8 protein-coding genes are annotated in these 13,097 nt (G+C 66.7%); 1 reads left to right on the forward strand and 7 read right to left on the reverse strand.

Annotation, left to right across the window (positions count from 1 at the left end; genetic code table 11):
• The first annotated feature begins 344 nt into the window (after nucleotides 1-344).
• Nucleotides 345-1,022: a hypothetical protein gene (locus tag D5S19_RS00260; RefSeq protein ID WP_120021311.1), complete on the forward strand. Its 678-nt coding sequence runs from the start codon at nucleotides 345-347 to the stop codon at nucleotides 1,020-1,022.
• Between the two features lie 56 nt (nucleotides 1,023-1,078).
• Here the strand turns inward: D5S19_RS00260 and D5S19_RS33960 are convergent, their stop codons facing one another.
• The 7 genes from D5S19_RS33960 to D5S19_RS00315 all read right to left on the reverse strand — a co-directional run bounded on the left by D5S19_RS33960 (nucleotide 1,079) and on the right by D5S19_RS00315 (nucleotide 12,991).
• The gene (locus D5S19_RS33960) at nucleotides 1,079-3,730 is read right to left on the reverse strand and encodes a zinc-ribbon domain-containing protein (RefSeq protein ID WP_407641691.1); all 2,652 of its coding nucleotides are present in this window, start codon (nucleotides 3,728-3,730) and stop codon (nucleotides 1,079-1,081) included.
• Between the two features lie 409 nt (nucleotides 3,731-4,139).
• Nucleotides 4,140-4,796, reverse strand: coding sequence for a hypothetical protein (locus tag D5S19_RS00290; protein ID WP_325050200.1), 657 nt, complete (start codon nucleotides 4,794-4,796; stop codon nucleotides 4,140-4,142).
• A gap of 109 nt (nucleotides 4,797-4,905) precedes the next feature.
• Nucleotides 4,906-5,934, reverse strand: a complete 1,029-nt coding sequence (locus D5S19_RS00295) for a hypothetical protein (protein ID WP_147397294.1) — start codon at nucleotides 5,932-5,934, stop codon at nucleotides 4,906-4,908.
• A complete protein-coding gene (locus tag D5S19_RS00300; protein WP_120021314.1) occupies nucleotides 5,931-10,310 on the reverse strand; it encodes a coiled-coil domain-containing protein in 4,380 nt (1,459 codons plus the stop codon). Before D5S19_RS00300 ends, D5S19_RS00295 begins: the two co-directional genes overlap by 4 nt.
• Nucleotides 10,307-11,047, reverse strand: a complete 741-nt coding sequence (locus D5S19_RS00305) for a hypothetical protein (RefSeq protein WP_120021315.1) — start codon at nucleotides 11,045-11,047, stop codon at nucleotides 10,307-10,309. The genes D5S19_RS00300 and D5S19_RS00305 overlap by 4 nt, the downstream gene beginning before the upstream one ends.
• Nucleotides 11,034-12,536, reverse strand: coding sequence for a hypothetical protein (locus tag D5S19_RS00310; protein ID WP_120021316.1), 1,503 nt, complete (start codon nucleotides 12,534-12,536; stop codon nucleotides 11,034-11,036). Before D5S19_RS00310 ends, D5S19_RS00305 begins: the two co-directional genes overlap by 14 nt.
• A 137-nt stretch (nucleotides 12,537-12,673) precedes the next feature.
• Nucleotides 12,674-12,991: a P-loop NTPase family protein gene (locus D5S19_RS00315; RefSeq protein ID WP_199730232.1), complete on the reverse strand. Its 318-nt coding sequence runs from the start codon at nucleotides 12,989-12,991 to the stop codon at nucleotides 12,674-12,676.
• Between the last annotated feature and the right edge of the window lie 106 nt (nucleotides 12,992-13,097).

Raw genomic sequence — 13,097 nt, forward strand, 5'->3', positions numbered from 1 at the left:
GCGATGAATCGAGCCGAACGATCTTTGCCCAACTCGCGAGAGATGATCTCTCGCTCTTCGAACCGCAATGGCTTGTGCCGGCTCATTCACCATTCCTATCGATCGACGCTACCAGGATCCTATCGTGACGTCGCTATGATCGTTTGAACCCGCCATGGCTCGCGTCCGAAGAAGCTCGCTGGAGGAAGAAGCGCGAACGCGAGGAACGAGAGCGGCAAGCCCGCATTCCGCTCTACGACCCCGACCGAGCCCGAGCTCGCCTCGAGCTCCTGGAAGACGAAGCAGGCCTTCGGGCCTCGATCAGGCACCTCGGCGAGATGAGGGACGGAACCTGCGCACCTCTCATGGCCCCGGAGAAACGGGCCGCGGAGATCGCCGACACCGAAGCGAGCGTCGCCGAGTGGCAAAGCCGGGTCGAGCAGCTCCGCCAGCGGGTCGGGGATCCCGAGACCGTCATGGACCAGAACGGGCGTCTCCCCGCCCGCCGGCGCGAACTCAACCTGGTCGGCTTCTCCTGCCAGCGCCAGAACGAAGTACGTCGGCTCCGCGCCCTCATTGCTGACCTTCGTGCCAAGCTCAAAGCGAGCACAGACCGGAGCGAACGCAGCGAACTTCGTAACCGGATCGCCTGTGAAAACCACACGCGCGTCGCGTGGGAAGCCATCCCGAAACTCGACGCGGCGGACATGTGTTCCGAATGCGACACGCCATCAAACTGGCACGAAATCTCCTACACCATGATCCTCCCCGAGGGCCCCTGCTTCGCCTGGCCCCGCCGCGCCGAACGCATGCGCGAAGCCCGCGAACGGTTCCTCGAACTCGCTAACAAACCCCGCACGCCCGAGCTCCCCAAAGCGAAGCCACTCGCCGTCATCCCCTCCGGCCTGCCCCTTAACCAAATCGTGGCTAAACTCGCCGAACTCCAAGCGAAACACCCCAACGCCATCGTCCGCCGCGGCAACGCCAACAAATGGGAACTCTGGCCACCCCGCAGCACCACCTCTCACGAGCCCGCCAGATGAGACAGCTCGAATCCGTGGACCCGAATCTCCATCCGCGAACCCTCGTTAGCCTGATTCTAATTCCAGGGGAGACCCCGACATTTTGGGCACCGTCCCGTGGTAAGGAGACGGTCATGGACTGGCAGGGAGTAAGAGTGTTCTGGGTTTGCTACGCACGTCCAGACCGCCCTGAAATTAGATCTGAAATAAAGCTTATCGGCACTTCTTCCTGACTGGTCAGCATTTAGGTAGGCAGCAACTTCCGGTACCCTGGTATCCAATCTGTTTGTTATCGACAGCCTCCTACCTGCACAAAAAGGGCATCCTACTATTCGTCCCTTTCGTATTCGCGATGCGGGCGGCCCTGCCCATCGGTGATCGAGCGCCACCGGACACACCCAAGGAACAATTTTTTGGCTCCCAGCTGTCAATTCTGACACATCGATTGAGGATCTCGTCGAATCTAGTTGAGCAGCGAGTTCTGGGTGAGTGACATCGAGCCGTGTTGTCGATGATGGACGGCGGCCGGAGCAGAACGGGCATCCAGCAGGTTTAGATGGATTGGTTCGACTGTACGGCGGAGCACTCCAGCGATGATCATCGCCAGCTTGGCACTTCCACCAGACGGTTGCCCGCCCGGCGGTTGGTATCCGCTCTGGACTGCGCCCAGTTTTCCCGACATCGACTTGCGCAGCAAGCTCAGGATGGCTCACCGAGAGAACACGACCTTGCCCTGCGGAGAGCCGAACACGTGCGACACCGTGCTTTTTATACCCGCACTCTGCACAGCCCATCCGCTGCACCGCATCGGCGACACGGCACACACGAGTGTTTGGGCATCCCGGGCACAACCAGACACATCGATCCCCGCTATTGACGTAGAGACGGTCTGGTCCAGCGCCGGGATTACTCAGGTTCTCGATAAACTGGTGTGCAACATCCGGTCGCAAGTCTGCCAGCGACTGGCCTGCACTCGCGCGCGCCCTTCGCCTTCCTCCGATAGCACGGGCACACTCGCGACACCCAGTGGATTCACTACTACTCCGTTTACTGGCCGATGTGACCCACTGATGGCCACACGCGGAGCATTTCCACCTGCATCGGTCATTGCTGCTTCGATGCATCAAATCTGGCGTCAAGCCAGGACGATCGCAGTTCTCGACGAACTCGCTGACAATATCGGGATGAGCCGAAGCCAAGGACCGCGCTGGAGGGTTCCCCACGAGTTCGATCCACGCATGCACGGCCGCCGCCAGACATTCCTTGACGCGACTATCGCTTAGGTTTCGCACCGAAATATCGCGCTTAGCGAGATAACGGCATAGTGCCTGCATCCACACGACCGGATCACCAGTTTGATCATCCACTATCACCGTCGACGCGCGCAGTGGAGGAAGAGTCTGCGGCCTCACGCGGACGAAGTGCCGATCAGCCAGACCGTCCGCTTTGCGCTGATCCCGCTGAACATCAGCAGCCGAACTATGCCACGAGAACGGATCAAGGTCGATCAGAATGTCAACTCCCGGAAGATACATGTCGACACGATAGGTCCGCACTCCTTTGCCGGATTGGCTTCGAGCCGGATGGTCATACACCACGCTCAGACCAGTTGCCGCCGCGAGCAGAATTCCAACCTCCAACTCAAAGCGACTCCGTCTCGTCATTGCATTACAAACCGGACAATGCGTCTTCTGCTTGCTGCGCTGAGCAACAGCGGTTTCCCATAGATGACCAAAACCGCACTGCCATTCGACCCGGTCAGTTCCCGAAACAGGCGTGGTGTCCGCATTTCGGTCAGGACGAGAGAGATTTCGACGAAATTCGGCCGCCAACGCAGGATTCGCAATACTCAGCGGCGTCATAAGCTTGTCCCCGTTGACCCTGTAGGCACACCGCTTACATCCCGTGCCGACCGTCACCCGCGTCGCTACCGTCGCAATCCAGACGTGCCCGCAACTCGAGCACTTCCATCGACATCGGTCACTCGACCCTCGCGTAAGGTGATGAAGGTCGCGTCCTGTCGTTAGATTTTCTAGAAACTCAGCAACCACATCCGGGCTCGCCAGCGCAGCCGGCTCCGCTGGCAAAGTTGCGAGTCGCACACAGCTAGCGCATCCATCGTCCATGGCTCGCGACGCGTGCGTTTTCCACTGGTGACCACACACGCGGCAGCGCCACCGGCAAATATCCGTAGAACGACAGCTCGTCCGCTCCAGAGTTCGGCCTGGATGCGTAACGTTCTCGACGAGCTCTAACGTTGTCGAGCCAATAACCGCTGCCAGTGACTTATGGACGCGTCCGGCGCAGCGCGGGCATCCGCTTCCCACTACCGCCACCCTGTTTGCGTTGGTTTCCCACTCGTAGTCGCATGTCAGGCATTTCCAGCGGAATCGGTCGTTCGACCCTGCGGTCACTCCGGTGCCCAAGCCGGGGCGGGACAGGTTGTGCAGTGGCCGCACCGAGCGACCCTCCAACGCCGCCAGCAGGGCAGGGTGCCGACGACGGGTCCGTATAGGTCGGTCCATGTGTGAGCTGACCTCTTTCAGTAATTGCCGGTCGCGGAGTGAACGGGCTGCATCCTGCCAGCTGGGTACGACAACCTGAGCATTCGCCAACCCGGTGATAACACGACGCCGCCTCCGCTCAGCCGTGCCGCACGCCGTCGCCGCCCCGGTGTGTTCACACCTGGAGGGCCCGGGCGGTTCTACGATGCCGCGATGAGCATTCATCTGGGTGACCTGCCAACCTGGATCGCCGCTCGGCGGCAGCAGAACCGCGGTAGCCGCGCTGATCAAATGGTGCTACAACGGCGCCAGCTAGCCAACCAACGCCAGGCGCTCGAGGCCGAGACCGAACGAACCGCAAGCGCGACGAACTGCTGCCCCAGCAGTTACGCGACTTCGACCAGCGGATACGCACCTGGCAATGACGGCAGGCCGAGAAAATCACGAAACTTAACCAGCACGCCAGAGTCGCCAAGCAGCATCACCGCGAACGTAAAACCCTAACCCAACAGGTTCATCTGGGAATTCGGTGCAGAATTGAGCCATTTGGGTTATGCGGACTGGCTCGATCGACGCTTGCTCAGGGAGATCACAATACAGAGACGAGTTCCGTGAAGGGCAGAGCTTCGCCACATCAGTCCAACCCAGCCTCCACAGCAGTGGGTTCGAATTTCATCGTACGGGCAATCAGGTCTGCTCGGACGATGCCGTTTCCGCCGTGATCGTCGAGTTGCTTCCACATCCGGAAACCCTCGATGATGGCGCGCTCCCAGTCGGCTGCCGTGCGAGCACCGACCTCGAACTGGGCGGTGGAGGTCGCGATCGAGGCGAGGACGTCGCCGTCGACGCGGGCTGCGCCTCTGAGGTAGTCACGCGTGGCCGCGTAGGCGAAGATCGACGCCGCCAGCCCTTCTTCGATGGCGATCGCACGTCCTCCGTCGTCGTTTTCGTCGATCGCCGGATCGCTTCGGCGCTTGCACCCGAGCAACGGGCGGGTGACCGGAGACCAGCCGAGCAGGCACGCGTAGCTCAGGTGGAATACGTCGTGCAAGCGGTAGCTGTCGGTGTTGCGCGAAGCGTCGGTGAGGGTCGCGCCGACCTGCACGCTTCCGCAGGAGACCTCTGTCGCGAGGACGCCGTCCGGCTTGCGGTAAGTCCGGAACTCGTATGCGATCGACAAGGGCAGCCGTTCCCCGGTCGGGAAGCCCGATCCAAGCCGAGGCCGTCGGCGAACGCGGTCAGATTCCACAGGACATCGCCGAGTTCTTCGCGGACCCGGAGTTTGCCCCACCTCTGATGCTCGCCATCACGCTGGGTTCGTTGGTACTGCCTGGAAGCGAAGAGAACGGCGAAACAACCGCGCAAGCCGACCGAGACGACCTGCCGGGTCCACAACGGCTTCACAGAGCCTGGTCCAGCAGGTCGTAGCGAAGGGCTTCCTGCGGTATGGCCCGACCGCCGGTCAGGAGCGCGATACTGCGGTCCCTCACGCTTTCCGGTAGCCACTTGGCCAGATCGCGAGCTCGCCCAGGCTCGACTCCGGCGCCGGGTCGCGACGGCCGGTCCGCCAGCAGCCGCCACAGCGTCTCCGCCGGTCCCGCCAGGATCCCGGACCGACTGACGATCGCGCATGCGGTCGCAGCAATCTCGAGGCCCGGGGCGTCGAGGTCACCAAGGTAGTCGAACCGCGTCACCCGGAACGGCAGATCGAGAACCGACCCCAATGGTGCCGTGTTCCGTCCCTGGATCCAGGCTACCGCCACCCACCTCGGCGTTGTCCGTCCCCGGAGCACCCGGAGCAGGCTCCGGAAGGTGGCGTGGTTCTCCACGCAGACCAGTGCACCGGGCGGGCCGACGACCGGTACGGCCGGCTCCCACGTCAGCGGCGTCGGAACGCGTACGCATCGCAGCAGGCCGAAATTGAGCCGGTCAGGCCGCCACAGCGTCTCCCCGCCCACCGGAGGCGTCGAGTCGAACGCCTTTTCGTTGCCGAGGAGTTCATACGCGCGCTCGGCGGCCGGGATGACCGCCACCTTTCCGCCGTTCGTGCGGCGCAACCAGTCGTTGACGGCCAGCAGCACGGTTCGCTGACCGCTGAGCAGGTCGAGCGACGTCGCCCAGTCCGCGAGTTCGGGACGCAGGGGTACACCGACCGGACGCCGTTGGTCACCGGCCTGAACCGTCCTGATGAGCTGGACAGACTTGGGCAGCACGCAGCGTCCGCGCTGGACCTTGGCCTTGGCGACGGACCAGAGACCAGCCTCTCGCCCGCGCTCGAGGGTGGCTCGGACGAGCTCGGGGACGTCGCCGGGCCCGGCTCCGGGAGCGAGCTTCCTCAGCTCGGTGGCGAACGCGTCGATGTCACGGCGGCCGCCCCAGCCTTCCGGATCGAGCCCGAGGACCAGTGCGTCGAGGTCGACCATGGTCATTCGCCGAGGACCTGCAGGACGTCGTGCTGGATCAGCTCGAGATCCGCCAGCTCGCGGTTGCCGTCGTCGACGAGCACGACCTTCTCTCCGGACGACGGGCGTGAACGACGAGCCAGGGTGATGATCCGGTCGAACATCGACAGTGCCCCCTTGTCCTTGGGGGCGGCGGTGAAGACGAGCTGCAGCCCGAGCTTGTCGGCCGCGAGCCGCATCGTCCGGACGAACTGGTCGGCGGACGCCTGGCCGAATGGGTTGTCCAGCCAGAGCCAGCCGATCGAGGTGTCATTGCCGGCCGCCTTCACCCGGGCCATCGTGGCGTACAGCAGCACTCCCGCCGTCACCCGCTGTCCACCGGAGAAATTCTTCAGCTCGGCGACGTCGACCCGGTCGAGGGCGAGATCGGTGTGGGGCTTCAGGAGCCGGACGCGGAACGGTGCGTTGACGAGAGCCCGGGCGGCGGCGAACAGCATCGCCTGGGCATCCGAGCTGCCCGCACCGGGCGCGAGGAGAGCGTGGACCAGGCGCGCTACACGGTCGACCGAAACGGATTCGTCGTCCGGCACGGGTTCGTGATCGATGACGGCGAAGCGCTGTCCCGACCACTCCCCCAGCCCTTCTGGCAGACGTGACTGGTTCTGGTAGTGGCGCAGCTTCTCGATCGCCGTGGATGCCTGGATGTGCAGCATCCGGGCACACGTCCGCACGCGTTCGTCGTGTTGCCCGAGGTCGTCCCGCAGGGTGGCCGCCCGCTGCTCCAGCTGCGCCGCGATGCGTTCGGCGTCGAGAGCGAGGCTCTGGTCCGTCCTGAGCCGCGTGATCAAGTCGGCCAGGTGGGGATCGGCCCGGTCTTCGACGGCTCTGGCATCCTTGCCGTTGGCGTGTGCCTGCACTCCAGCCGTCAGCTCGTTCAGCGCGTCTTGGGCTCGCGAGACGTTCTCGGTCGCGGCACGCAGCTCTTCAGTGCTGTCGGCGAGGGCCTCGGTCAGCTTGCCCACGTCGTCGAAAACGCGTCCGGCCGGAACCTCGGCCGCGAGGTGGCGCAGCGGCCGCACCGAAACCTCGATCAGCCGACGCGCTTCCGCAGCCTTGGCACCGGCCGCTTCCGCCTCCTTCATCAGGCGGTCCTCGACGTTGCGCTTCTCGAGAAATTCCACCGCCACATCGTTGAGCTGACGTGCGTACTGATCGGCTTCCAGCGGCGAAGTGACCCGCACCGCACTCGGGAACCCGTCAGCGTCCGGAGACGCGCGGTCCTCCCGGTCTTCGACCCGCTGCCGATGGAGGCGTCGGGCAGCCTCCGCCGTCGCCTCCGCCGTCGCGAACTCAACCCCGGCATCGGAACTTCGCCCCTCGGCGGCCCTGATCGACTCGGCCAGAGCGACCGGATGGCGGGCACCTCTGCTCTCCGCGTACTGCTGGGCGAGCTCCCACCGCTCCCGGTCCGTACCGATCCTCGCCTCGGCATCGGCGAGTTCGCAGCGGAGCCGCTCGATCTCGTCGGACAGCGCGGGATCGATCGTGGCGCTCGCCAACGTCTCCCGCACACCGGCCAGGCGTGCCTGGAGAACCGTCTCGCCTTCGTCCGGGATCGAGCCCTCCGTCGTCGGAGCCAACCCGGCTTGGCGCAACGCGTTGGCCGCGTCATCGCGAGCGTTCGCGCGTTCGTCCCGCAGCCCCTTGGCCTCTTCGATGCGTTCCGCCAGATCGGCCTTGACGTCCGACAGCTCCTCGATGCGCGCGCCGAGCGACGCGATCGCATCACGGAGACCCGGCAACGCCCGGCGCGCCGCGGCGATCGTCTCGGCCGCGGCGATCGCGGGGACAAGCAACCGGCGGTGCTCGGCTGCCGTGTCGATCGTCAGCTGGGCCTCCTCCATCACGCCCCGCTGCACGACCCGCTCTTCCTTCAGCGCGGCGATTTCCTCTTGCGCGGTCTGTTCGTGCCGGCTTGCCTCCTCCCCTCGTTGCTCGGCGGCCTCGATACTGCGGTTGAGCGTGGGACGAGGATCCACCGGAAATTCCTGCCACAGCTGCTCGCAGGTCGCGAGGACGCCACGAAGGAGCTGGGCCCGTGCGGTGGCCTTGGCGCGCTCGTCTTCCGCTCGTGCGCGGTCGTCGGTGGCCGCGGCGACGAGGCCCGCCGCGGCGTCCCGGTCGAAGACTCCCGCGGGTGGTAGCAGAATCCGCGCTTCGGTCCCGCTGCCGCCGCCACCCGCCGCCGCGGCCTCGGGATCAGTGACCGCGCCGACCCAGAGGGCGACATCGAGGTCGAGACCGTCGAGCACGGCCGCCACCGCAGGCACGAGGTGAGGCTCTGCGACGACGAGTCCTGAAGCGATGTCCGGCCGCGACCGGGCGAACGACTCCGCTGGCTCGGCGGTCATCGTGTCCGCGATCCACCGCCACCCGGACCACACCATGAGTTCTTCCTGCTCGCACCGCCGCACCGCGTCCTCGATGATCTCGGCCGGCGGCAGGAGCCCGTCGGTGCCGATCGAGTCGATCGTGCGCTGCGCCGCCTCGGCCGCCCGGCGCGCTTCTTCCGCGTCACCGTCCGCCCGGGTGGCGCGCCCGGCCAGCACGTCCGTGAGCAGGACCCGGCTCTCCCAGAGATCGGCGACCGTACCGTCGAAGGCGTCCACCACGAGTTCGTTCTCTTCGAGTGCGGCCACTCGCCGGTCCACCGTGTTCAGCTGTCCGCGGAACCGCTCGACGTCGTCACGTGCTTCGCGGATCTGCCGCTGAGCCGCCGCGAGCCGCTCCTGTGCCGACCCGAGAACCGTTTCAACCCGCTCCAGCTCGAGCGTGGCGGCGTTTCTCCGGCCCTGCGCGGCGGCGATCGATCCAGCGAGGTCGAGGTCCCGCTGTGCCGGTTCCTCGCCCTCCGGCAGCAAGCCCGCCTCGACAACCTCCGCCAGCTCGCCCTCCGCCGCGGTCCGGTCCTTTTCGAGCTGCTCCGCCTGCTGGGTGACGGCACCTCGCTCGCCGAGCGCATTCTTCTCTTCGACAGTTGCTGCATCGAGGTCGGCACGCGCCTTCTTCAGCCCCGTCTCGGCCGTTCGGCGGGCGGTTTCCGCTTCGTCCCGACGTGCGGTCAGCAAGCGAGCGATACTGTGCCTGAGCGAGGCTTCCTCGCGCTGCAGTTGTTCCGTCTTCATTTCGACGACTCGGCGACGCTCTTCGAGACCGGCGAGACGGCCGGTGAGCTTTCCGGCCAGGAGGACGTCATTGACGATCCGCCAGGCGGCGAGTTCTCGCTCGGCATCCTCTCGTTCGTCGCGCCGCCGGCCGGCGATGCCCTCGGCTTCCCGCACTCTCAGCTCGGCGGCACGCAGTTCCATCCGAAGGCGGTGGGCCTGGGCCCGCCGCGCAGCCGAGCCTGCCTCCCGGCGAGCGCCGTCGTGGTGGTCATACAGCTGCTTCGCCGTTTCCTCTTTGAGGTGCAATGCCGCAGTCGTTGCCTCTGCGTCGGCCACCGCGGAGACGGCGCGTGTCCTGGCCGCCGTGGCCGCGCGGCGCTGCTTGCCGGCCTCGTCGTGTGCGACGGCGAGGTCGAACAGCGGCTCGATGAGCTTCTGCCACAGGTTCAGCTCCTCCTCCCAGCGCGGCCGGGCGGCGGCGTTGGCCCGGAGGACGTCGACGCTGTTCGTGATCTGCTCCACCGTCGAAGTCGGCATGGTGGCACCGACGAGCCACTGGACGAACTGGTCGGAGTCGGTGAACCGCATGACCCGATCGACGCCGCCCTCGGCGGCGTTCATGACGGCCTGGAAGCGAACCTGGTCGAGATCGACTCCGACGGCGTCGAGCCACCTGCGCCAGTTTCCCTGGTGGTCCGACGGCAGATGCGGTGGTACCGCACCGCCGGACGGCAGCACCGCACGCACGCCGTCCGTGAACCGGTTGCGGGTGGCCCACCTCCCTGCATTGGTCCGGAACGGAAGGTCGTCGATGGTCGGCCCGTGCTCACCCGAAACCCAGCCGTAGAAGACGCGGTGCAGCCGTGACGGGTTCTCGAGGTCCTGGGTGCCGCCGCCCGCCCAGTCGGCGACCATGCCGACCACGACACGCTGCAGCTCCCCGTCGATGACCCGGCTGGCCTGCTCGACGACGTGGCAGACATCGCGGGAGCGGACCAGCTGGGCCAGCGACCGGTCCGATTCGCCGCGGATGAAATCCCGGGCGGACGGCAGGTAGAGGGCGTAGCGCAACGCCGTGACCATCGTCTTGCCGGTGCCGTTGTCCGCCCACAGAGCCGCATGCGCCGTGCGGTCGAGGGGCTCCGACCACCTGAGATCCAAACCTTCCAGCCGGGACTCGGCCAGGCCGGCTCCCGCCAGGAAGGTGCGTTCCAGCCGCCAGCCGAGATGTCTCACGCGTCCTCCTCTTCGAGCGCGGAAATCCCCGAGTTGACGATGGTCTGCCACGCCAGCGGACCGCCACCGGCGGCGACGTGGGCGCGGAACCGGTCGGTCGACCGCCACACCCGCAGGTCCGGGCGCGGCGGCGGCACCGTCCGATCCGCCACCAGGAGGCCGAAGGCGGCCAGCATGCCGAGCACCTCTTCGCACATCTTCACCGTGCAACCACGCTTGAGCTGGCCGGTGTTCTTCGTGACGGCGATTTGCTTGCGGTGGACGCTGTACTGCTCCCACGCCGGCCCCAGACCGGCGGGCAACTCGGCTTCCCCTGCTTCGACCGCGGCGGCGTGTTCCCGGATCAGCCGGTCAACGTCGATCGCGGAGACCCGCCGAGTGCCCGGCTCTCGCACCGACCGCGCGGTGGGGTAGCACCAGGCGGCGGCCCCTCCGAGCGCCACCCCGTAGACCATCCGGTCCCCGGCGCTGCTGATCCGCAGCCACGGGGTCGTGTCGGCGACGGCAAGCGGTGAGTCGACCTCCGCGGAGAGCACCAGGCCGGTCGTCCGATCCGCGGCCAGTGTGCGTACCCCGAGGCCGGCCGCGGTCTCTTCGAACGCCGTCCGCAGCTCGGGATCCGTGGTGTAGCGGTCGAAGAGCCGGTTGTAGGTGTCGTGGCGAGCTGGTGTCACCGTGTGATCGAGCGCGAACCGCAGCAGCAGGCCGACGTCCCTGGCAAGGTCACGGTCGGTCATCCGGCCCCCTCCGATGCAGCAGCAGATCCGGGAAATCGAGATCGGGCGTGGATTCGCGGCAGGCGTCGTCGACGGCCCACCAGTCGTCGCTCCGGTCAGGAACGCCGTCCGGGCGCCACAGCATCAGGGCGTCCAAGGCGAGCAGCAGCCGGAGGCGCAGCCGTGCGGTGTGCCGTCCGCCGGCAAGGGTGGCCAGCTCGACGACGGTGCGGAGGTCGGGCTGGGAGAAGAGCGCGTCGGCGTCGGCCAGCAGATCGGACAGCCGCGCCTTCATCCCGGGTGCGACCCGCCGGCCGCGCAGGGCTTCGGCGACGTTGTGGAACTGCTCGGGGAACTGCTGGTAGACGCCGTCGTTGTCCTCCAACGCGCCGGTCGCCACCTCACGTCCGGGGACGTCGAGAACCTGACGCGGCGGAGCGACGAGCCGATCCGCCAACGCCGAGAAGTTGAGCAGCCGTGCCGGTGCCGGAGGCGAGGCGTCGGCGCCGGCTGGCAGCGGCTGCCCGGCCAGAAGCGCGGACAGGACGTCCGCGGTGGGGTCGACCTCGGTCGCCGGAACCGCCGTGAACGCCTGCGCCGCCTGAGCGTCGCGCCAGCGCGGTGTCGCGCCGATGACGTCGGTGTGGAGTTCGGCGAGCGTCTCGACAGCCTCGCCGAGCCGGGAGATCGCCATCGTGAGCTGCTGGACGGCTTCGGGATCCTGTTCTTCGGACGCATCGGAACGCAAGCTCTCCAAGTGCCGCAGGAAGGTCCCGTCGACCTGGATCCGCCGTTCCAGATGCCGCGACGCGGCGGTCAGTTCCGGCCGCAGCGCGGTCACGTAGTCCACCCGGCTGACATCGCGCTCGGCTTCGATGATCATGCGGCGGACATTCGCCGAATAGGTCCGAGACAACGTCAAGGCGTCGTCGGCCGATTCGATCGCCGCACCGAGCCGTCCGCTGTCGGCCTGCGCCTGCATGACGGCGATGACCGCTTCGTGTTCGTCTTCGAGGGAGCGGTTGGTCGCGAGCAGCAACAAGGCAACCGCGGTGTGGTCGGCGTTGACCTGCAGCGACGACCCGTCCCCCGCCAGGGTTTCATACAGGACACGGACCTGGTGGGTCACGCGCGCCCAGCCGGCATCAGCGTCGGCGTGCTCGACGGTGAAGTACGGCGACGGCTCGTCGTGCCGCAGCAGATGATCCAGCACGAACCGGGCGACCCGCTCGTGCTCGGCGACGGGCCGGTGCGGGGCCGTCATGGCCGCGCCCCGCGTCATCTCGTCCAGGACCGTCTCGCGCGGAGCACCTAGAGTGCCGTCCAGGCCCGAAGAAAGCGCGATCGTGTCCACGCTCAGCTGGACCAGCGCGACGAAGTCGTAGGCGGCCCAGTCGACGTCCGACGGGTTCCTGGCCCGGTTGAGGTGCACCTCGAAAATCGGTGACAGGTGCGCGAGCGTGCGCCGTCGGCGAGCGGCGCTCCCGGACAACGAGAAACCGGCCGTCACCCGTGTTCTCCGCTCGGGTCCCCGCCGCCGAACCACGAGGTCATTCCCCACCTCCCGGACACTGACCGTAATCGCAGGTGATCCGCCCGAACGACGACCGATCGGGTGATGAGACACGAACTGCCTGCCCACAGGCCCTACGCCAGCCGCTGCAGGCCGCTGGCCAGGTCGGCTTGCACGAGTTCGTCGCGTTCCGCCGCCGTCAGCCAGCGAGCCGTCGAACCGGCAGCACCGCGCTCAACCCACAGGACGTCGTCGACGGCTTCGGCGACCGCGTGCAGGTGACTGATCACCATGACGAGGCGGTCACCGCCGGCCTGAGCCCGCAGCACTTCCAGTGCCGACTGCAGGGCCGCCGTGTCGAGGGCCGCGAAGCCCTCGTCTAGGAACAGCGAGCCGAGCCGGGGACCGCTGCGCGAGTGCAGCTCGGCCAAGGCTAGCCGGGTGTTTCGCACATGAGTGATGGTGGGCGGACCCGGGAACTCCGGATTTGTTGATCATGGCGGTTGGGTGGGGTCGACCGCAAGGAGGTCGAGTAGCCGGGCTTGGATCGGGGTCGGC

It is taken from the genome of Amycolatopsis panacis, assembly GCF_003600245.1.
In the GTDB taxonomy this organism is placed as follows: Bacteria; Actinomycetota; Actinomycetes; order Mycobacteriales; family Pseudonocardiaceae; genus Amycolatopsis; species Amycolatopsis sulphurea.

Bases quoted from the DNA above. Each gene is read 5' to 3' on its own strand.
- D5S19_RS00305 (WP_120021315.1), bottom strand. From the start codon at position 11,047: ATGACCGACCGTGACCTTGCCAGGGACGTCGGCCTGCTGCTGCGGTTC.
- D5S19_RS33960 (WP_407641691.1), bottom strand. From the start codon at position 3,730: ATGAATGCTCATCGCGGCATCGTAGAACCGCCCGGGCCCTCCAGGTGT.
- D5S19_RS00295 (WP_147397294.1), bottom strand. From the start codon at position 5,934: ATGACCATGGTCGACCTCGACGCACTGGTCCTCGGGCTCGATCCGGAA.
- D5S19_RS00260 (WP_120021311.1), top strand. From the start codon at position 345: ATGGCCCCGGAGAAACGGGCCGCGGAGATCGCCGACACCGAAGCGAGC.